Annotated in this window: 14 protein-coding genes; 10 read left to right on the forward strand and 4 right to left on the reverse strand. The window is 39.8% G+C overall.

What is annotated here, in order from left to right; all coding sequences use genetic code 11:
- The first annotated feature begins 198 nt into the window (after window positions 1-198).
- On the forward strand, window positions 199-708 hold the full coding sequence (locus ACQZ43_RS10710; RefSeq protein ID WP_430612475.1) for a hypothetical protein: 510 nt from the start codon (window positions 199-201) through the stop codon (window positions 706-708).
- A gap of 400 nt (window positions 709-1,108) precedes the next feature.
- On the opposite strand, the gene hmpA is transcribed toward ACQZ43_RS10710, so the two are convergent.
- Window positions 1,109-2,320: an NO-inducible flavohemoprotein gene (hmpA, locus tag ACQZ43_RS10715; protein WP_430612477.1), complete on the reverse strand. Its 1,212-nt coding sequence runs from the start codon at window positions 2,318-2,320 to the stop codon at window positions 1,109-1,111.
- A gap of 244 nt (window positions 2,321-2,564) precedes the next feature.
- The gene (locus ACQZ43_RS10720) at window positions 2,565-3,320 is read right to left on the reverse strand and encodes a response regulator transcription factor (RefSeq protein WP_430612479.1); all 756 of its coding nucleotides are present in this window, start codon (window positions 3,318-3,320) and stop codon (window positions 2,565-2,567) included.
- A gap of 598 nt (window positions 3,321-3,918) precedes the next feature.
- On the opposite strand from ACQZ43_RS10720, the gene ACQZ43_RS10725 reads away from it, so the two are divergent.
- Window positions 3,919-4,467 (forward strand): DUF4494 domain-containing protein, encoded by a 549-nt coding sequence (locus tag ACQZ43_RS10725; protein WP_430612481.1) that lies wholly within the window; start codon window positions 3,919-3,921, stop codon window positions 4,465-4,467.
- A 152-nt stretch (window positions 4,468-4,619) separates the two neighbouring features.
- On the opposite strand, the gene ACQZ43_RS10730 is transcribed toward ACQZ43_RS10725, so the two are convergent.
- Window positions 4,620-4,742, reverse strand: coding sequence for a hypothetical protein (locus ACQZ43_RS10730; RefSeq protein WP_430612483.1), 123 nt, complete (start codon window positions 4,740-4,742; stop codon window positions 4,620-4,622).
- 259 nt (window positions 4,743-5,001) lie between these two features.
- Between ACQZ43_RS10730 and ACQZ43_RS10735 the strand changes: the two genes are divergently transcribed.
- Window positions 5,002-5,760: a hypothetical protein gene (locus tag ACQZ43_RS10735; protein ID WP_430612485.1), complete on the forward strand. Its 759-nt coding sequence runs from the start codon at window positions 5,002-5,004 to the stop codon at window positions 5,758-5,760.
- Between the two features lie 199 nt (window positions 5,761-5,959).
- Here the strand turns inward: ACQZ43_RS10735 and ACQZ43_RS10740 are convergent, their stop codons facing one another.
- Window positions 5,960-6,889 carry a helix-turn-helix domain-containing protein gene (locus ACQZ43_RS10740; protein ID WP_430612487.1) on the reverse strand — a complete coding sequence of 310 codons (930 nt, stop codon included), beginning with the start codon at window positions 6,887-6,889 and terminating at the stop codon, window positions 5,960-5,962.
- Between the two features lie 233 nt (window positions 6,890-7,122).
- On the opposite strand from ACQZ43_RS10740, the gene ACQZ43_RS10745 reads away from it, so the two are divergent.
- The 7 genes from ACQZ43_RS10745 to ACQZ43_RS10775 all read left to right on the forward strand — a co-directional run bounded on the left by ACQZ43_RS10745 (window position 7,123) and on the right by ACQZ43_RS10775 (window position 20,842).
- Window positions 7,123-8,604, forward strand: coding sequence for an aldehyde dehydrogenase family protein (locus tag ACQZ43_RS10745; protein ID WP_430612489.1), 1,482 nt, complete (start codon window positions 7,123-7,125; stop codon window positions 8,602-8,604).
- Between the two features lie 1,201 nt (window positions 8,605-9,805).
- On the forward strand, window positions 9,806-14,050 hold the full coding sequence (locus ACQZ43_RS10750) for a beta strand repeat-containing protein (RefSeq protein ID WP_430612491.1): 4,245 nt from the start codon (window positions 9,806-9,808) through the stop codon (window positions 14,048-14,050).
- A 235-nt stretch (window positions 14,051-14,285) separates the two neighbouring features.
- Window positions 14,286-15,548 carry a gliding motility-associated C-terminal domain-containing protein gene (locus tag ACQZ43_RS10755; protein ID WP_430612493.1) on the forward strand — a complete coding sequence of 421 codons (1,263 nt, stop codon included), beginning with the start codon at window positions 14,286-14,288 and terminating at the stop codon, window positions 15,546-15,548.
- Between the two features lie 13 nt (window positions 15,549-15,561).
- Window positions 15,562-16,494 carry a PorP/SprF family type IX secretion system membrane protein gene (locus tag ACQZ43_RS10760; RefSeq protein ID WP_430615658.1) on the forward strand — a complete coding sequence of 311 codons (933 nt, stop codon included), beginning with the start codon at window positions 15,562-15,564 and terminating at the stop codon, window positions 16,492-16,494.
- A gap of 6 nt (window positions 16,495-16,500) precedes the next feature.
- Window positions 16,501-18,450, forward strand: a complete 1,950-nt coding sequence (locus ACQZ43_RS10765; RefSeq protein WP_430612495.1) for an OmpA family protein — start codon at window positions 16,501-16,503, stop codon at window positions 18,448-18,450.
- 353 nt (window positions 18,451-18,803) lie between these two features.
- A complete protein-coding gene (locus ACQZ43_RS10770) occupies window positions 18,804-19,745 on the forward strand; it encodes a helix-turn-helix domain-containing protein (RefSeq protein WP_430612497.1) in 942 nt (313 codons plus the stop codon).
- Complete coding sequence (locus ACQZ43_RS10775; protein ID WP_430612499.1) at window positions 19,745-20,842, forward strand: helix-turn-helix domain-containing protein; 1,098 nt, start codon at window positions 19,745-19,747, stop codon at window positions 20,840-20,842. Before ACQZ43_RS10770 ends, ACQZ43_RS10775 begins: the two co-directional genes overlap by 1 nt.
- The last annotated feature ends 284 nt before the right edge of the window (window positions 20,843-21,126 follow it).

Below are 21,126 nucleotides of genomic sequence, written 5' to 3' on the forward strand. Positions count from 1 at the left end.
AACCGCCGCTTATTCGCTGGAATAAATAAAAAAGCAATATTTTATCTATTTAAAGTTAGGAACTCCACGTATTAAATACTTGTTTTACAGCACCGGATAATTATGAAAACATTTTAAACTATTTTGAATTAGAATTTGATTAATTTTACCGATGAAATATATGCTTTTTATAAATATTTAATATAACAATAAAAATAAATGAGATCTGAAATTTGTACTTGCCAAGGATTAAATAGTAATTGTAAAAAATGTTTTGGAAGTGGATTCGTTTCTACTGAAACTGTAAATAAATCTGCTTCTAAATCTGCGGACTACAAAAAGGGGAAGAAAAAACAGCAATTTGAATCGCTTATTTCTGAAAATTTAGATCTTTTATCAAAAAATGAGGTTGAGGAAATTGCCATTAAAATCATCGGCGGTTTAGACCTAAAATCAAAAAAGCAAATGCAAATTTTAAACGCGATTCCTTTTAACACCACTACTTTTCGGAGAGATTTTGGCGATAAATTCGAATTACTGGGTTTAATAGAAGCTGAAAAACAACATTTAAGAAATGAACTTTTAATTGTTGATCAAGAAATTATGCTAAAGAATTATAAAAGTAATTTCAAGTTTAAACATTTTTTATCAGACAAGGATCTGGACGTGACATCGAATCGACAGCTAAAAGAATTGATTCGGGAATATAAAAAATTGAAAAACAATTAAAGTTTTGTTGATTATACAATTAGCGCAACCCTAGTTTGACCGTATCCTTTTGACTAAAACTAGAGATAGTTTTGAGTAAATGTTGGACAAAACATTTTTCCAATATATGCGATAATATTTACGGTCGACGATAGAGGAGCACTCGGTTGTGGGATTTATATTGTATAACTGATTGATTTGATGGTTCCTAAGTGGTTTTGCTGGGTTTTATGATTGTAAAAACGCTTGTCATTTTATGGAAAGTTTTCCTTAATCGACTGGGAGTACACCGTATTTGATACACCGACTCCCTGCCGCTTGTTCTAAAATATTGGCATACCCTTAAAGCAGCTGTAGTAGAATAAAAAACGGGAAAAAACGCCTAGTCTTTTCCCGTAAAAAGTGCTGGTGCACCAGTGATTTAATTGAGTTGCAGGGTTTGCGGTCCAAATTCCTCAAAGAAAATGCGGTCTTCGGACACGTTTTCCTGAACGAGGTAGTGGAAGTGTTTTTCAATAAAGGGACCAGGACCGCAGATGTAGTAATCGGCATCGGTGTCTAAAGACCAATTGTTCAAGCGGCTTAGGTCTAATTGACCTTCGAGAATTGAGGGGTGTACGCCGGCTTCCTTGACGTCGTAAAACACAAAGGCCTCCACCTGGTCGCAGTTGTCTTGAATGTATTGTACGCGGTCGTTAAAGGCCTGTACCGCTCGGTTTCTACAACCGTGAATCCACGTGATCTTTGGAGTGGAATCTCCATGAGATACCAGGCTTTCCAGCATGGCAATCAAAGGGGTTTGTCCGATACCGCCGCTGATAAACACCTTGTTTCTCGGGTTGTTTTGCAGGGTAAAATTACCCGCAGGAGCCGAGATGTTTAGGGTGTCACCCACTTGAATTTCTCGGTGTAAAAAATTGCTGATCTGCCCATTGGGATTGGCGTCAAATCCCCTTTCTTTTTTGACGGAAATTCGAAAACTCTCGCCATTGCTCATCGAAGAAATACTGTACTGACGCGATTGGTAGAGTTGAAGTTCGGGTAAGTAAACTTGAACGCTCAAATACTGTCCCGGTCGATGCGCAGGCAATGGAGCACCATCGGCTAGGGCCAAGTAAAATGAAGTGATCTCATCGGATTCCGCTATCTTTTTGGTTACCACGACTTGTTTCCATCCCGTCCAACTGTGCGGTTGTGTCTCTTTGTCTCTGTAAATTTTTTGTTCGTGTCCGATCATCAAATCCGCTAAGGCCTGATAGGCCAATTGCCATGCTTCGACCACCTCAGTAGTCGCTAAATCGCCTAATACCTCTTGTATCGAGGCTATGAGGTGTTCGCCAACGATGGCGTATTGCTCGGGTTGTATGTTTAAGCTGCTGTGTTTGTGTCCAATCATATCGACTACGGGCATCAATACCCCGGGATTGGCGATGTTTTCGGCATAGGCTAAAACAGCCATGGCCAAGGCGGTTTGCTGTTTGTCGTTTTGTTGGTTGGACGTATTAAAAATATTCTTAAGCTCGGGGTGATGGGTAAACATTCTATTGTAAAAATACTTGGTCAATACGATTCCGTCGGTTCGCAAAAGGGGAACGGTAGAAAGAATGATTTTTTTGTGGGAGTCTTGTAACATCTTTGTTTTTTTTGAGTTATTGTGTTCTTCAAATGTACAGCAGCTGTATGTCAAATTCTATGACTGCAGTCATAAGGGGAAAATTTATACGAGACGAGAAAATTAAGGGGAACTCAAGACGTAACTATGATCTAAAAAAAAATATAAAATGGATTATACCATTAAAAATATAAAATTTTTAAGATATTAGTACATAAATGGATTAGTTCTTATGGGGAACAGTGCGTTTGCGTACGGGCTAAGCTCAAATGAGCCTATTGTTGTTCGCGCTGATAATCGCAGCAGTGATGTTGTTTACTTCCAGTTTGTTAAACAGGGTTTTTCTGTGAAATTTGACTGTGTCCGGCGATATAAAAGCGGCAGCGGCTATTTCACTAATGCTATAGCCGCTAAGTGATAATTGCAGTATTTCTTTTTCTCGAGTGGTAAGTTTTATCTTTTCGTCTGTTTTCCAAAAGTTACCCTCTAAATTGTATTTTAAAACTCGGTTGCTACCCTTTTTATAAACCTGAAAATTTCCCGCCTCACGCTCCGCTGACAGCGATACGGTACAAATGGCTTTCCATATTTTACCACTAGCGGTCAAGAGTAATGGCGTCAGTTTCTGATTGAGTAGAAGTAGGGTGCCGCTATGGTTCTTGATGTGAAAGTCATAGGAAATCGTCTGGTTTTTACGCTCGTCAACGGGAAGGTTGTCGTAGTATTCAAAAGCCAGTGCATTGACTTTAAGGAGCAGGTTTAAATCGGCTTTTAACACGTATTTATCGTAGATTTCGCAACCGATTTCCCTTATTTCTGCAGCGCTATGACCATCTAGAAATATAGGGCTGTCTGAAATGTATTCAAAGCGGCTCGTCTGAAAATCGATTATCAATATACTGCCGTAAGTGGTTCTTTCCAAAGCGTCTATAACCTCTGCATAGTTGAGCGCTGGCGTTTGAAATATTGGCGTGTTTTCAACAGGGGTGTTTCTTAGAATAAAATTTTTAAAAACATTCATCTTTTGATTTTTACTACCCTACAAATTACCAATATCCAATAAAAAACAAGACCAAATTACGGCTTTTTTAGTGTTAAACTTCAAAAAGTTTTTTGGGATTAAAACGTATATTGGCGAATTATTGATGAATACGGTTTATAATTAACTTAAAAAATTATTTACGACTCGAACTTATAATCCCTGTTAGTTAAGGATGACGCCTTGAGGACTGTTGTTTCAAAGCCTGTTGTGGGTAGGGCAAAACCGAGTGGATTGCGGTCTTCAATGGGGCACTTTTTCCATTAAGGCAGATTTAAATCGGGTACAGGATCCTTTCTTGTCCAAAGTCGGGTCTTATTGGCCAGTTCGAACCGGCGCTGGGCAAGCGATTTTATAACCGGCATTCAGACTCGGTTTTAGGACAACTTTAAGCGGGTAAACAACTTTCGGATAAAATATTTTTTTTATATTTATATAGGAGATTAACCCACTTGTAAAGAATTAATTAAAGGAAAATATCGCTGAGCCGCGCCCTTTTTAAAGGGCTACTCCTACAGCGGTACTTCTATTTCATCTATTTATAAACTATCTTTGATTTCTTAAAAAAAACGACAAAGAGATGAGTGTAACGTGGTATGAATGCAAGGTAAAATACAGAAAATTAGATGAAACCGGTAAGCAAAAGGTGGTTACGGAACCCTATTTGATCGATGCTTTATCATATACAGAAGCAGAAAAAAGGGTAAACGAAGAAATGGCAGCTTATATCAGTGAAGAATTTAAAATCACGACGATTAACATAGCGAATTATGCGGAGATTCACCCCTTTGAGAATGCCGATCGCTGGTTTAAATCCAAGGTTTCCCTTTTGGCTTATGACGAGGAAAGCGGTAAGGAAAGAAAGACCAACTTGTTTTTATTGGTTCAAGCCAATGATGTAAAGGAGGCGTACGACAACACGATTACGGTGATGAAAAACACCATGGGGGAATATGCGATACCCGCGATTTCCGAGTCGCCTATAATCGATGTTTTTCCGTATTTTGGTGGTGAAGAGGGCGATCTCGAAAAATTGGAGCGATTCAACAGCTTGAAAAACGCCAAACCAGATACCGATCAATGGACGGAAAATGAGGAAGCGGCTAGGGCAGACGCTTTGGAAGCGTAACCGCTATTTTTTTATCGGACTTATATTGGAGAAGCTATTTCGCAAGGAGTAGCTTCTCCATTTTTGGACGAGTCATCATGCATTGTTTTTTTTCATTCGCATACCGCGAGTCAACCCAGCCCTGCGCTTTAGGGCGGGCTTATTCCAAGTCTTTAAGCGCTCGGTTTAAGCTGCGTATACCCAAGATCTCTTTCGGCGAGTAAACCGTCTATGCTGCGGTCAAAACCCGGTCCGTATCGATATGCGGACAGCACGCCTTGATGCATGGTTATCACGTTGGATTGTTTATATAAAAAATCCGAAAATTGATGAAGGTAGACTGCTGCTTGCCGTAGTGGATGTGCGGGCTCGTTTGCCAGGTGAAAAGAATTTTAGGGTGTAAGTTGTTTGTAATTAAGTAATTATGCGAATCTAAACTGGATTTAAAAATAAGATTAGGTCGATGCGTTGCGTAGAATATACCGAGATCTAGGTATTTTACGAGCTGTTTTTGTTGCCTAAATTTGACTTGATAAACAAGTAAAAACAAAAGATATGAAAGATTTACTTAAATTTTTTAAAATTTTAGGGGTCGTGTTAGCATTTGTCAGCTGTTCTTCGGACGACTCCAGCAGCGATGATGGCGATGGTGGCGGCAATGGCGGCGGAAGCTCCAATAAATTGCACACGACTTGGACGATGACAAAAAAGCATCAAATCGCCTACCAAAGTGGTTCGGTTATTTACGATCGTACCGATCCGTATAAGGATGGAGAAATCACCTATCGCTTTGACAATGACGGGAGTTTCTATGGTCAGGAATTCGGTAAACCGATGACGACGACCTATCGGTTTGATCAGTCGAAGATGATTATTTATTTTCTCAACGACATAAATGGAAATCAGGTAAAAACATTAACCGATTCCAACCTAACCCTGTGGGGATTTAGCGAAAGGGAGGGAATACGAGCGGAGACGACGATGTATTTTAAAAAATACGGCGGAAGTAGCGGCGGTGGCAATGGTGGCGGTGGCAATGGCGGCGGCGGTTCTAACGGCAATAGCGGAAAGGTTTCCTTTTGGGTGAACTACGATTACGGCTGTGGTCCCATATATGTCAGCATAAATGGACAGTCGCAAACCATTACTTCGTATTACGAGTCAGTACCTGAAGGTTGTACTTCGTCTGGAAATGCCAACTTTACCTTTCCTCCGGGAACTTATAGTTTTTCGGCTACTTGTTCATCGCGTAATTGGAACGGTACGGTAGAAATCAAGCCCGACGGCTGCCTGCGCATGAATTTGACCATATAGCTTAGGCTATTTTTACGGCTATATTCGGCCTTTTATAGGGGAGCGACTTCTGCGATCCCTTGCTTTGAGCAAAAGGCACTTGCCTTATTCCCGAGTCGGTAGCAGTATGCTATCGACTCGTTTTTTTGGTATAACGCAATGACATACAATCATAGATTAGACTCCAAATCGCCGGGACAAGGGGGCCTAATGGGCAGTATTACAGCATCGATTCGCGATATTTTGTAGGAGACAGTTGGGTTTTGCTTTTGAATAGTTTGCAAAAGGACTGCGGGTATTCGAATCCCAACATAAAGGCAATTTCACCAATGCTCAGATTTGTCGAAATCAAGATGTCTTTGGCCTTGTCGATAACCTTGTCTTGTATGTGATTTCGGGTACTTTTCCCCGTATACTGCCGCAATAGGTCGCTCAAATAGTTGGGAGAAAAATGCAATTGGTCGGCGATATACGACACGCTGGGTGCGCCATGGAGGGTTATTTGTTCGCTGTTGATGTACTTTTCGAGCAAGCCGTGCAGTTGAAATAATAAATCGCTCTGCACTGGGGAACCCGTGGGTGATATATCGTGGAATTGCCGCGTATAAAATCGCTTGCAATACGTCAACAGCAGTTCGATATGACTAATCAGCAATTCGTGAGTGACGGTATTGATTATGGGTTGAATTTCTCGGAGCAAATTGTGCATCAACTTGGTGATCATTTTTTGTTCTTTTTCGGTAAGATATAAGGCCTTGTTGCTGAGGTAGGAAAAAAAGGGATAGTGATTGATTTTTTGTGCCAGTGGATAAGCCCGTAGAAAGTCGCGGTCGATGGCCAGCATATAACCTTGCATTTGTGGCGATTCATTTTCCCGTATATACAAGAGCTGAGATGGAGATATAAACGTCATCGCGCCCGATTCAAAATCGTAGAGGGAGGAGCCGTATTGTAGTTTTCCCTCAAAATTCTTTTTGATGCTAATGCAGTATAAATGGTAAATCACCGGGTACGGGATCAGCGATCCTTGGTCGAGTGACTCCAAGTTAATCACGCTTATTTTTGGATGTTTTGCTTGCGGAATCCCTAGCAATTTATGCAAATCGGCTATAGTCTTGACGGACAGCGGGGCTTGAATGTTTTTTTTCATAATAGGTCACGTTTAGCAGAGACCGTTTTTGCAATCCCTTTTTTATTCGTTTAAAATAAGGAGGTATACTTGCCGAAGAGGTAATTTAATCAATTATCGCGTATAGGCGTTTCTTCTTCAACGAAAATTTTAAAAAAAAATAAGGGATTTGGATTAGGAAATCGGAGATTGAGCCCATAGTTTCGATTGGGGTCTTTCGATATTTGTAGGGTTAACCATTAAAACTTTACACGATGAATGAGCCTAGACAAGATGTAATCGCTGCAGTAAAGCACTTCCTCGAGCAGGGAACAAAATTATTGCTGATAGACGGCCAATGGAAACCGTCTAGTTCCAAACAGACCATACCCGTTTTAAATCCGGCTACGGAAAGCGTATTGGCCGAGGTCGCGCTAGCCGATCGCTGCGATGTGGACCTAGCAGTAGCCGCGGCAAAAAGGGCTTATGAAGACCCCAACTGGACCGATATGGATCCGCATCAACGGGGATTATACTTAATCAAAATAGCCGACTTGGTAGAACAAAATGCCGAAGAATTGGCGCTATTAGATACTTTAGATGAGGGCATGCCCTTTTCGGATAGCCTTGCAATGGTCAAAGATGTTGTTAAGACTTTTCGATATTATGCCGGTTGGCCCGCCAGAGTTCACGGTTTTACCAATGCGAGTCCCGGAGCCATCTTTTCATACACCAACAGAGAGCCCCTTGGGGTTTGTGGAGCTATAATTCCCTGGAATGCTCCTTTTATTATGGCAGCATGGAAAATTGCACCAGTTATTGCCTTTGGCAATACCGTGGTGCTAAAACCGTCCGAGTTAACGCCTTTGTCGGCGCTGCGACTGGGGGAATTAATCCTAGAATCCGGACTTCCGCGCGGTGTGGTGAATATACTGCCTGGTACGGGGGCAGAAGCGGGTGCCGCTTTGGTAGCACATCACGATATAGCAAAAATCGCCTTTACCGGATCCACCGCTGTGGGTAAGAGCATACTGTCTAGTGCTTCCTCCACGCTAAAAAAAGTGAGTTTGGAATTGGGTGGTAAAAGTCCCAACATCATTTTTGAGGATGCCGATTTGGATCAAGCAATCCAAGTGGCGGTTAAGGCCTTTACCTTTAATACGGGTCAAGGCTGTGTATTGGGAACGCGTATTTTTATTCAAGAGTCGGTTTATAATGAGGTATCTCAAAGAATTATCGCACAGGTAAAACAACTTAAAGTGGGATCAGGTGTGGAAAACGATACGGATATCGGACCGATTACGAACATCAATCAGTTTAATAAGGTGCAAGGCTATTTTAAAATAGCTCAGGAGCAAGGCGCGACTTTAGAGGTTGGAGGAGAAACCTATGGAGATAAGGGCTATTTTATTAAACCGACGGTTTTTACCAATGTAAGTAACGATTCTCGTTTGGCGCAAGAAGAGATTTTTGGACCGGTAGCCGTATTGATTCCCTTTTCAGATGAAAAAGAGGTCATTCAAAAGGCTAATGACACTAATTATGGATTGGGCGCGGGGATATGGACCCGAAATTTGAGCACTGCACATCGCGTTGCTAAGGCTTTAAATGCCGGTACGGTTTGGATCAATACGTATTTGGAAGTGGATCCCATAGCTCCTTTCGGAGGCTATAAACAGTCGGGTATGGGGCGCGAGCTCGGCCAAGACAGCATGTTGGAATACACCCAGGTCAAGACGGTTTTAATCCGGCTTTAATTAAACTTTTCAGCGTTGGGTTTCTTCTGAGCATGCAGCACCTTATGCCATACATTTACACGGCAAATCAGCTGTAGAATGCACTGGTAAATCAGCAAGACTTAAGCTGACTTTTTATAACTTGATGCGGCCATTCCTGAAAAATCCGCTGTTTTTCCTTACACGACCTACCGCAGGCTTGCGCAATAGCCATGGGTTTTATCACGTGTTGTTTGAAAGGGATTATTTAGCGGTGTATTTTGATTAGAGCGGCTGGAAAATTGGACCAATTCCCAAACAATCCCACGCTTATAACCGGCCAGTTTGTCCAAGCTTCGGCTGTGGTGGTCTATGGCATAAGGGTTACATTCCCCAACAAAGAGATCAGCTTGTTGGGCATGTGTGGCGGAGGTATCTAGGACTTTTGTATTTAATCGACCATCAGGAAGCTATCAATTCAGGTTTGCGCGGCTCTGAATTTGCAGACAGTGCACAGGGAAATTTCGTCTGAATTCCTCTGAATCACTAGAGATTTAATATTAGACCCATTAACTCATTTTTTATAAGACAACAGTAGAAAACAACTGTTTTGTTTTTTAACGTCGAATCGGCGGTAATCAGTCGTCTTTCAGATGACTTCATCAAGGGAATTGTCCCTTTAATAGTGGCGCGATGTGGTTGAAATTTTGAAGTGTACCCCGCCATTTGGGATAACTATCCCAGATAAAATGGTCATTTTTAACATCCATATCTCCACGACTGCAAGTGGGTGGAAGTAAAACTTTACTCGGCATGTCCCTTTGCACAGTTCTTTTGTCCCTTTATATAGCAAAAAATCCAACTGTATCAAAAAGCAGTTGGTTTTTTTTACAACAAAATTTTATTTGCTTTTCCTCGAAAATATCCTCTTTTTAGGCAATTTCTTTTACAATAGGACGTGATTTTTTTTGAGACATGAAAATTTCCGATAAATTTTTCACAATCAATTGTTTTTCAATTGATTATATATTTGTCTCAAATGGTTAGTCTGACTTACAGCAGAGGTATGTGAGACAGTTTTATTGTATTTAATACGGAATTTTGTCTAAGAAATTAAAGCGTAGATGAGTGCTTTAATGCTTTTATAAAAACACTTTAATAAGATGCCCTTTAGGGTTTATAACAGTTTGTTAAAGTGTCCTATTTATAAAAAGACTATTTCTAACATTTAAAACAAGACAAAATGAAAAAAAGACTACTCCCTTTAGCAGCATTACTTTTAGTAGGTGGTGCGCTACACGCACAAGTTGGTGTCGGTACTTTAATTCCGAACGCTTCTGCACAGATGGAAATTGTATCAGGCGAGAAAGGAATTTTAATTCCTCGCGTAAACTTAACGGACGTATCAGACAGAACAACAATTACCAATGGTAATGTAAATAGTTTATTGGTATTTAACCTTACAGAAAATGAAAGTTTAAAGAAAGGTTACTATTATTGGTTGGATACCCAATGGGTTCGATTAATCAGTGCCGATCAAGTGGACGCATTTAAAAATACGGTGAACGTAAGTGTTAAGATTGAAAACAACGAATGGATTATTACGGATAGTGAAGGTAACGAGGTCAAAATGGCTTGGAATATTCAAGAGCTCATCGCTTTAAACGAAACCGAAACGACTTTAACCAACAATGGCGATGGTACTTATACGTATGTAAACGAGCGCGGGGTGTCCGTAATCATTGATGTTCCGGCGGATGTGATCAGCAATTTCCAAGATATCATAGACAACAGTGTGGTTAAGAATATCTTAAACCAATTTTTGAAAAACGCAGAAGGAAATGTTACTTATGACGGAACGAACTTCTACTATACAGATGCCAACGGGATTAACCAAGTCATCAACCTTCAGGAATTTGTTGCAGCCAATGAAACTGAAACGACTTTAACCAACAATGGCGACGGTACTTACACGTATGTAAACGAGCGCGGGGTGTCGGTGATTATCGATGTTCCGGCGGATGTGATCAGCAATTTCCAAACGATTGTAGACAACACCGAAGTAAAAAACATCTTAAACCAATTTTTGAAAAACGCAGAAGGAAATGTTACTTATGACGGAACGAACTTCTACTATACAGATGCCAACGGGATTAACCAAGTCATCAACCTTCAGGAATTTGTTGCAGCCAATGAAACTGAAACGACTTTAACCAACAATGGCGACGGTACTTACACGTATGTAAACGAGCGCGGGGTGTCGGTGATTATCGATGTTCCAGCGGATGTGATCAGCAATTTTCAAGATATCATAGACAACAGTGTGGTTAAGAATATCTTAAACCAATTTTTGAAAAATGCAGAAGGAAATGTTACTTATGACGGAACGAACTTCTACTATACAGATGCCAACGGAGATAATCAAGTCATCAACCTTGTGGAATGGATTAAAGCCAATGAAACTGAAACGACTTTAACCAACAATGGCGACGGTACTTACACGTATGTAAACGAGCGCGGGGTGTCGGTGATTATCGATGTTCCAGCGGATGTGATCAGCAATTTTCAAGATATCATAGACAACAGTGTGGTTAAAAACATCTTAAACCAATTTTTGAAAAACGCAGAAGGAAATGTTACTTATGACGGAACGAACTTCTACTATACAGATGCCAACGGGATTAACCAAGTCATCAACCTTCAGGAATTTGTTGCAGCCAATGAAACTGAAACGACTTTAACCAACAATGGCGACGGTACTTACACGTATGTAAACGAGCGCGGGGTGTCGGTAATCATTGATGTTCCGGCGGATGTGATCAGCAATTTCCAAGATATCATAGACAACAGTGTGGTTAAGAATATCTTAAACCAATTTTTGAAAAATGCAGAAGGAAATGTTACTTATGACGGAACGAACTTCTACTATACAGATGCCAACGGAGATAACCAAATCATCAACCTTGTGGAATTGATTAAAGCCAATGAAACTGAAACGACTTTAACCAACAATGGCGACGGTACTTACACGTATGTAAACGAGCGCGGGGTGTCGGTAATCATTGATGTTCCAGCGGATGTAATCAGCAATTTCCAAGATATCATAGACAACAGTGTGGTTAAGAATATCTTAAACCAATTTTTGAAAAATGCAGAAGGAAATGTTACTTATGACGGAACGAACTTCTACTATACAGATGCCAACGGAGATAACCAAATCATCAACCTTGTGGAATTGATTAAAGCCAATGAAACTGAAACGACTTTAACCAACAATGGCGACGGTACTTACACGTATGTAAACGAGCGCGGGGTGTCGGTAATCATTGATGTTCCAGCGGATGTAATCAGCAATTTCCAAGATATCATAGACAACAGTGTGGTTAAGAATATCTTAAACCAATTTTTGAAAAATGCAGAAGGAAATGTTACTTATGACGGAACGAACTTCTACTATACAGATGCCAACGGAGATAATCAAGTCATCAACCTTGTGGAATTGATTAAAGCCAATGAAACTGAAACGACTTTAACCAACAATGGCGACGGTACGTACACGTATGTAAACGAGCGCGGGGTGTCCGTAATCATCGATGTTCCAGCGGATGTGATCAGCAATTTCCAAGATATCATAGACAACAGTGTGGTTAAGAATATCTTAAACCAATTTTTGAAAAATGCAGAAGGAAATGTTACTTATGACGGAACGAACTTCTACTATACAGATGCCAACGGAGATAACCAAATCATCAACCTTGTGGAATTGATTAAAGCCAATGAAACTGAAACGACTTTAACCAACAATGGCGACGGTACTTACACGTATGTAAACGAGCGCGGGGTGTCGGTAATCATCGATGTTCCGGCGGATGTGATCAGCAATTTCCAAGATATCATAGACAACAGTGTGGTTAAGAATATCTTAAACCAATTTTTGAAAAATGCAGAAGGAAATGTTACTTATGACGGAACTAACTTCTACTATACAGATGCCAACGGAGATAATCAAATCATCAACCTTGTGGAATTGATTAAAGCCAATGAAACTGAAACGACTTTAACCAACAATGGCGACGGTACTTACACGTATGTAAACGAGCGCGGGGTGTCGGTAATCATTGATGTTCCAGCGGATGTAATCAGCAATTTCCAAGATATCATAGACAACAGTGTGGTTAAGAATATCTTAAACCAATTTTTGAAAAATGCAGAAGGAAATGTTACTTATGACGGAACGAACTTCTACTATACAGATGCCAACGGAGATAATCAAGTCATCAACCTTGTGGAATTGATTAAAGCCAATGAAACTGAAACGACTTTAACCAACAATGGCGACGGTACGTACACGTATGTAAACGAGCGCGGGGTGTCCGTAATCATTGATGTTCCGGCGGATGTGATCAGCAATTTCCAAGATATCATAGACAACAGTGTGGTTAAGAATATCTTAAACCAATTTTTGAAAAACGCAGAAGGAAATGTTACTTATGACGGAACGAACTTCTACTATACAGATGCCAACGGAGATAATCAAGTCATCAACCTTGTGGAATTGATTAAAGCCAATGAAACTGAAACGACTTTAACCAACAATGGCGACGGTACGTACACGTATGTAAACGAGCGCGGGGTGTCCGTAATCATCGATGTTCCAGCAGATGTGATCAGCAATTTCCAAGATATCATAGACAACAGTGTGGTTAAGAATATCTTAAACCAATTTTTGAAAAATGTGGATGGCATCGTTACTTATGACGGAACGAACTTTTACTATACAGATGCCAACGGAGATAACCAAGTCATCAACCTTGTGGAATTGATTAAAGACAACGAAACCCTAACCAGTTTGCGCGTGGATATCGACAACAGCAAGTTGATTTACAAAGATGAAAGCGAAACGGAAAGTGTTTTAGACTTAGCACCACTTGTGCAAGAGCCTTGGTTTAATACGGCAACGGGTAAAGGGGCGACTTCGAACACAGACAATATGTACACCAACGGTTGGGTAGGTATTGGTTTCACAGAGCCTTCTATTGTTCCTAACGAGAAGCTGCGCGTTAACGGTACCATTACCACAGTAAGCAGTTCGTATGCCGATTATGTGTTTGAAGATTATTTTGACGGTTTCTCAACCATTAAATACGATTACAAATTCAACGATTTGGAAACAGTTGCAAACTTTATTAAAACCAATAGACACTTGCCGGGAATTACGCCTATTGGTGATTTGGAGCAAACGAGTGCGGGCTATTCGTTCAACGTTTCGGACTTAGCTATTCAATTGTTAGAGAAAACGGAGGAATTGTACTTACACGTTATTGAGCAGAAAGAGGCTACTGAAGTTAAAGACAAAGATTTGCAATTACAGCTGAGTGAACAGGAGAAAATGATTGAAGAAAAAAACCTTTTAATCAAACAATTGCAGTCTGACAGCCAGTTGATTAAAGATAGATTGGATCGCTTAGAAGCTATGCTTACAAAATAAATCAAGGTACTATTTGTTCTTTGAGCAGTGGTGATTAGCACGATTTTTACACAAAATTATAAGTAGATTACTGCTGATTAGATAGGTCGATAAAAACAAAGCAGTGAGAAGAACTAACCTTTCAACTTACTGCTTTTACACCTATTCGCAAATCGCTCAAAGGGAATACAAATACGCTTTGACAAACAATTTGTAAAATGAAATTATCGAAGGTATCCTAATTTAAAAGTAATAAATGAAACTAAAACTATATATACAAGCGACTATTTTATTGTCGGCGGCTTTGGGTTATGCCCAAAGTATACCGGTAAACTCAAACAGTGGTACTTTGTATGTCTCTCCCAAAACCATAGTGGTTTCTATATCGAATTTAGAAAATTCCTCCACGGGTAAAATTTACAACGACGGCTCTTTCTATATGCGGTCAAACCTAAGAAATGACGGTGTTTTTTCTTTTACAGAAAAATTAAAATCGGGTTATACGGTCTTTGAAAGTTCCAACAATGCGGAGCAGCAGATTTATGGAGACCAACCGACAAATGTCTACGACGTGCTCTTTAATAAATTAAATCCAACGGGCGATATCGAATTGGAAAATCAACTACTCGTCGCTGGAACGGCAAATTTCTACAGCGGCATAGTAAACGTTAAAGAAGAGCAAGGTGCTACTTTAAGTTTTAGCAAAGGAGCTAAGGCTATCAATGCCTCGGACAACAGTTATGCTTCGGGAAAGGTTTTAAAAACAGCCAACGATAATTTTGGTTTTCCCATTGGAAAAAAGGGACATTATGGGTATGCTGGGATTTTAGCCCCTAAAAAGATACTGACGGCTATAGAGGCGGAATATTTCTTTCAAAATTCCGATTTGGATTTTCCACATACGCTTAAAGTTGCGGGTATCGAACAAATCGACGATCAGGAGTATTGGGTGGTGACGAACCAGGTCAATGAGGAAACCGTTGTATTGACTTTGGGATGGAATGAAAAAACGCTGGCCGCTACTTTCTTGGAAAACGAAGCAAAAGGGTTGGGTATAGTGCGTTGGGATGTGGCTCAAAACTTATGGGTGCACGAAGGGGGCATTGTAGACTTAGGCAGTAAAACAGTGACTTTACCGGTACCAGCTGCAAAGTTCGGTGTTTTTACATTTGGAAAATTGAAGAGCGATCTTGAAGTAGAAGGCGATGTAGTGATTTACAATGCCCTATCGCCTAATGGCGATGGGAATAACGATTATTTCCGCATCGACAATCTCGAGCGTTTTCCAGACAACAAAGTAAGCATTTTTAACCGTTGGGGTGTATTGGTTTATGAAACCAGTCATTACGGCACTGCCGACAATGTGTTTAGAGGTGTATCTGGAGGTCGGGTAACCCTTAATAAAAACGAGGGTTTACCAAGCGGTACGTATTACTATATACTTGAATACGACAAAAAGGACTCAAGTGGAACTAATAGAATCAAGAAAGCGGGCTATTTACATTTAGAAAATAACTAAAGCACAGGAAATGATGAATATAAAAAAGTTATATAAATACATCGGTATATCGGTTCTTGTTTTAAGTCCCTTGGAATCGGTTTTTGCACAGCAGGACGCTCAATTTACGCAATATATGTACAATACCATCAATGTAAATCCGGCTTATGCGGGTTCGCGTGGTGTAATGAGTGTTTTTGGAAATTACAGAACCCAATGGGTGGGTTTGGATGGGGCGCCTAAAACCGCTTCCTTGTCGGTTCACACGCCCTTGAGCAATTCGAGACTCGGATTGGGAATGTCGTTGATCAATGATCAAATCGGTGCTATGGATGAAAATACGATAGCCGTAGATGTATCGTACACGATCGATTTAAATCGCGACTATAAATTGTCTTTCGGCTTAAAGGGAAGCGCCAATTTGCTCAATGTGGATTATACCAAATTAAATATTTACAATCCCAACGACGGGCTGTTTGAAGAGAATATTGACAGTCAATTCACACCCAATATTGGAGCCGGCGTTTACCTGCATTCCGATAAGGCCTATTTGGGATTCTCCATTCCTAATTTCTTGGAGATGCAACGTTATGACGAGTATAGTGTTTCCACGATGAAACAAAAGATGAATTACTACTTAATCGGGGGCTATGTATTCGATTGGGGGTCTCAATTAAAATTTAAGCCCGCTTTTTTGGCTAAAGCCGTGGCAGGTGCTCCTGTCCAAGTCGATGTTACCGCAAATTTTTTGATTGCAGAAAAAGTTACTCTGGGGGTGGCCTACCGTTGGGACGCCGCTGTTAGTGGAATAGTGGGTTTCCAAATCAGTGATGGTTTATTTATAGGATATAGTTATGATGCTGATACCACTAAACTGGGTACTTACAATTCAGGATCACACGAAATTTTTATGCGATTTGAATTGTTCAGTCGCTTTAACCGCATTACATCACCGAGATTTTTCTAGATAAAAATGATGAAACAACAATTATACGCGCTACTATTAGGGGCTTTGTCCCTAATTTCAGTAAGCCTGAGTGCTCAAGACAATCGAGAGCAACAGGCGGATAAAAAATACGAGTCCTTAGCCTATATGGATGCGATTAAACGCTATGAAAATAGAGCCAATAAAGGGTATGTAACTGCGAACTTGCTACAAAATTTAGGCAATTCGTATTATTTTAATGGAAAATTGGCCCAAGCAAACGTTTGGTATGCCAAACTGTTTGCACTGCAGGGCAGTCATCAAATGGACAACGAATATTATTACCGGTATGCACAAACGCTCAAAGCGATTCGCGACTATAAAAAAGCCGATAGCATCGGTGTGCTATTCGCCGCAAAAGAAGCGATGGATTTAAGAACGCTGCACTTTAAGAGGCAGTTGGATTATTTAAGCGATATCGATAAAAATTCAGGGCGTTATACCATAAAGTTGACCGATGTAAACAGCAGCAGCTCGGATTTTGGTGCAACGCTATATCAGAATCAACTGATTTTTAGCTCCTCTAGGGAATTAGTGGGTTTTTCCAAGAACACGCACACCTGGACCAATGCGAGATTTACGAGTTTGTTCAGTGCTATACCTACAGAAGACGGCAGCTTTACCAAGCCCAAAGTCTTTGCAAAAGAGCTGCAATCAAAGTTTAATGAATCCACGCCCGTATTTACCAAAGACGGTAAAACCGTGTATTTTACGCGTAATAATTACGCGAACGGCAAGCGTCAAACCAACAAACAAGGAACGACCTTGCTGAAGATATTCCAAGCTACTTTAGTAAAGGGCAAATGGACAAATATTGTGGAATTACCCTTTAATTCAGATGCGTTTAGTTCGGCTCATCCAGCCTTGTCGGTGGAGAACGATTGGATGTATTTTGCATCGGACCGAGAAGGAGGTTCTGGCCAGTCGGATCTGTATCGGGTGGCCATCTATGAGGATGGTACTTTTGGCGAACCCCATAATTTAGGACCCCAAATCAATACTCCTGGAAGAGAGAGTTTTCCCGTGATTACTGCAGAGGGTGAATTGTATTTTGCTACCGATGGTTTTCCTGGATTGGGAGGCCTGGATATTTATGGAACTAAAATCAATCTAGACGGCACCTTTACAGAGGTTCAAAATATTGGAGCGCCCGTAAATAGTCCGGTAGATGATTTCGGATATTATATCGATGTTACAACTCGTACCGGCTTTTTTACGTCCAATCGCGAGGGCAACGACAACATATACAGTTTTATAGAAAAAGAAAAAATGAATTTAAGCTGTTTTCAGGCCATTCAAGGCCGCGTTTACGACTTGCCGACTTCGGGTAATTTGGAAGGTGTTTTAGTCGGTTTATACGATGCGGAATTAGATAAAACAATTGAAGCCATAACCGATAAAGACGGAAATTTTAGTTTTGAAAACCTGCTGTGTGGCTCCAAATATCGCGTAATAGCACAGCTCGAGGGCTACAATGCAGCCGAAGTTGCCGTGGTCTTGCCCAATATTGAGGGAAGTACCCAAACCGACTTTGGATTGGAAAAGAATAGAGTCATTGTCAAACAAGGAGATGATCTGTTTAAAGTTTTAAAACTAAATCCGATTTATTTTGATTTCAACAAAGCAGAAATTCGCAGCGATGCGGCCTTGGAACTGGCTAAAATAGTGGCGTCATTAAAAGAATACCCCTTGATGAGTATCGATGTTCGCGCCCATACAGATAGCCGGGGAAAAGACGAGTACAACTTAAAACTATCCGATGCTAGAGCTAAAGCTACGGCCAAATGGATTGTGGAACAAGGTATCGATTCCACACGGGTAACGGGAAGGGGCTTGGGTGAAACCGAACTGCTTAACCAGTGCTCCAACAAGGCCAATTGCACGGAAGAAGAACATCAAATGAACCGCAGGAGTGAGTTTATTGTTCTAAAATTATAGAAGGAGTGGGCGGAGGTATGCTCGTAGAAATCGGTTTTTTGCAATTCTCCAATTTTCTATAACATGCCTTAGCACCTCCTCTCACCAAGTCAATCGGTGATGACGGTCGGATTCAAAAAAGTTTAGAAAGTTAAAGAGATGATTCGTAGCTGTGTCGCTTTTTTAGATTCCACTAAAAAACACCCTTTTAAGGTAGGGTAACACACCCTTGCCGCATTTTAATGCGTTGCATATTGAGGAGCTGTCTATTTATTATATATAACATTTTTTATTTATATTTGTAATACTTAGTGATTTTTTTGTTTTTTTAACTTTTATTGTAAAAAATGTTTTTTTAATTATAAATATATTATATGTCGCAATTTAAAGTGGTGAATTTCAAAGGGTTGAAATTGTTTTATCTGCAAGAAATAATCAAAATTGCCATTCTCTTTTTTGTTGTTCAATTTGTATTGGTATATCTGGACAGCAACCTCTATATAAGTGGTGTTTATTGCCCGTTGATTTACCTGTATAAGCGAAATTTAAACCATCGCTTTGAGATGGAAAACGATCATGTATTGATCTATTCGCAGATATTTTTCTATCTGGTGCTGGTGTGCGTTTCTGCGCTGGGGTACCATCTTGTATTATTGTGGATGTCTTTGGTGTATCTGATATCCTATGCAGTGGCAATTAATACAGAATTGCGAAAAAATGTAGAAGTAAACTATTTTAGTAATTCCAAGCACGTCAGTAGCTTGTTTATGTACTTTATGATTTTAGGAAGTTGCGTAACGGCCTTTCAACTTTTAGAAGTGTATTTCGGAACCATTTTTGGTTTTTCATCTCATTTTATCATACTGGGTGCCTTGTTGATGAAAATCTTATTTTCAGTCATCAGTTTGTTCACTTTGAGTAGGGCAGAAACGATGATAGAAGATGAAGAAGTTATGGAAATAACGAGCGACTTGGGACGTGAAATACTGAGCTTTTTTGAAACATCCGAGGCCTATCTCAAACCGAATTTTTCGATCAATAATCTGGCCACGAGTTTAGGAGTACGCAAAGATGCGGTTTCCGAGGTCATCAACAGGGAGATAAAAATGAGTTTCTACAATCTTGTGGCGAAATATCGAATCGATTACGCCAGGAAAATTTTGTTGACACACGATCATTTTACCATAGAATCTATAGTGGAGCAATGTGGTTTCCACTCTAGAACTACCTTTAATAAATATTTTCTGAAATATGCAGGTCTAAAACCCTCGGAATTTAGAAAACAGCATTTATCTAAAATTGAAAAGTTGAACTAATGGATCATTACGTACATTTATTAATCTTAACGACAGTAGTTGTATTAGCTTTGGCAGTTATATTTATAGGCAATTTGTTTTTTAAAGACAGCACTGAATTCAAATTGCAGCGGATATATCTTTTGTTTATTATTTTTCACAGCATTTACGTATCGTATTTTACTGGTGGCGACTATATGTTTATTAATGTCGGAGCCCCTTTTTCACTTTTTTATGCCCCTTTATTTTACAGCAATATACTAGCGATTATTCAAGGTGAAAAATTTAAAATACAAAAAGTATGGGTACACTTTATTTTGGGATTCGCCTTTGTGTTGACCTTCGTATTGCTCTACATCCAAAAAAATCACTGGAGGCCGTATGTTACTTTTTATTTGCATTGCCTGTATATAGTTACTTGTGTACAATTGATATTTTACGCGATTTTAGTCTATTTAAAATTTAATAAAGTAGCCAAAGACAGTAAGATGATTGCTTTTATGAACCAATCTATTCTCGTGATGATTGTTAGTGTCTTGGTCTTCTCGGGCATGGTCTTTCGAGATAAAACACAAAACCTCAATTTCATCAATAGCTTTTTACTGTATGTTATAATGCTACTCATTGTCATTATAATCTTTAGATACAATCTGGCGATTTTAGTGAAGAAGTTGAAATTTTACAAAGGCAAATCTAAAATGGAATATTTCAGCAAAAATCTGAAAAAGCAGGGTAAACTGGGAAAATACTATAAATCAAAACTCAATGGGGACGAGATGGAAGATGAGATTAAGGCGTTGGAAAAACTCTTAAACAATCAAATCTATTTGCAACCCAATTTAACACTTGACGTGCTGGCTAAAAGATTAAACATGAGTGCGCATCGTTTATCGCAAATTTTCACTACTGGAATGCAATCCAATTTTAATAAAGTCATCAATAGTTACCGAATTCAATATGCTGTAGATTTGCTTACCGATAGGAATGGCAATGATACAATTGAAGAAATCGGATTAAAGAGTGGTTTCAATTCCAGAGCGTCTTTTTATAGGGCGTTTAAGCTCACTATGGATATGACGCCATCCGATTATCGAAAAAAAAACGATATAGACCAATAGGTATTAGAGTGCTCGGTCGCTATTAAGGGACGAGTAGCGCGTGTTGGGCAAGCCTTTTTACTGGATTTGTAGCAACGGATATAAGGTTGTTTTCCGCACACCCCTAATAGGACGTTATAATCCCTGTCCCAATAGGGACCTTTAAAAAAGTATAAACGAACAATTTGTAATTCCCTAGGCCCCTTTTATTATTTGTAAAATCCGGTTACTACCCTTTTTGTCCATAAAAATACAAAGGTGATTCAGCGATTTTAAAACCGTAAAGAGCCTCAAGGGGCATTGTT

The sequence above is a fragment of the Flavobacterium sp. JP2137 genome (genome assembly GCF_050562195.1).
Taxonomy (GTDB): Bacteria; Bacteroidota; Bacteroidia; order Flavobacteriales; family Flavobacteriaceae; genus Flavobacterium.

Coding starts and splice junctions, on each gene's coding strand:
- ACQZ43_RS10710 (WP_430612475.1), top strand. CDS start 199: ATGAGATCTGAAATTTGTACTTGCCAAGGATTAAATAGTAATTGTAAA.
- hmpA (WP_430612477.1), bottom strand. CDS start 2,320: ATGTTACAAGACTCCCACAAAAAAATCATTCTTTCTACCGTTCCCCTT.
- ACQZ43_RS10720 (WP_430612479.1), bottom strand. CDS start 3,320: ATGAATGTTTTTAAAAATTTTATTCTAAGAAACACCCCTGTTGAAAAC.
- ACQZ43_RS10725 (WP_430612481.1), top strand. CDS start 3,919: ATGAGTGTAACGTGGTATGAATGCAAGGTAAAATACAGAAAATTAGAT.
- ACQZ43_RS10735 (WP_430612485.1), top strand. CDS start 5,002: ATGAAAGATTTACTTAAATTTTTTAAAATTTTAGGGGTCGTGTTAGCA.
- ACQZ43_RS10740 (WP_430612487.1), bottom strand. CDS start 6,889: ATGAAAAAAAACATTCAAGCCCCGCTGTCCGTCAAGACTATAGCCGAT.
- ACQZ43_RS10745 (WP_430612489.1), top strand. CDS start 7,123: ATGAATGAGCCTAGACAAGATGTAATCGCTGCAGTAAAGCACTTCCTC.
- ACQZ43_RS10750 (WP_430612491.1), top strand. CDS start 9,806: ATGAAAAAAAGACTACTCCCTTTAGCAGCATTACTTTTAGTAGGTGGT.
- ACQZ43_RS10755 (WP_430612493.1), top strand. CDS start 14,286: ATGAAACTAAAACTATATATACAAGCGACTATTTTATTGTCGGCGGCT.
- ACQZ43_RS10760 (WP_430615658.1), top strand. CDS start 15,562: ATGAATATAAAAAAGTTATATAAATACATCGGTATATCGGTTCTTGTT.
- ACQZ43_RS10765 (WP_430612495.1), top strand. CDS start 16,501: ATGATGAAACAACAATTATACGCGCTACTATTAGGGGCTTTGTCCCTA.
- ACQZ43_RS10770 (WP_430612497.1), top strand. CDS start 18,804: ATGTCGCAATTTAAAGTGGTGAATTTCAAAGGGTTGAAATTGTTTTAT.
- ACQZ43_RS10775 (WP_430612499.1), top strand. CDS start 19,745: ATGGATCATTACGTACATTTATTAATCTTAACGACAGTAGTTGTATTA.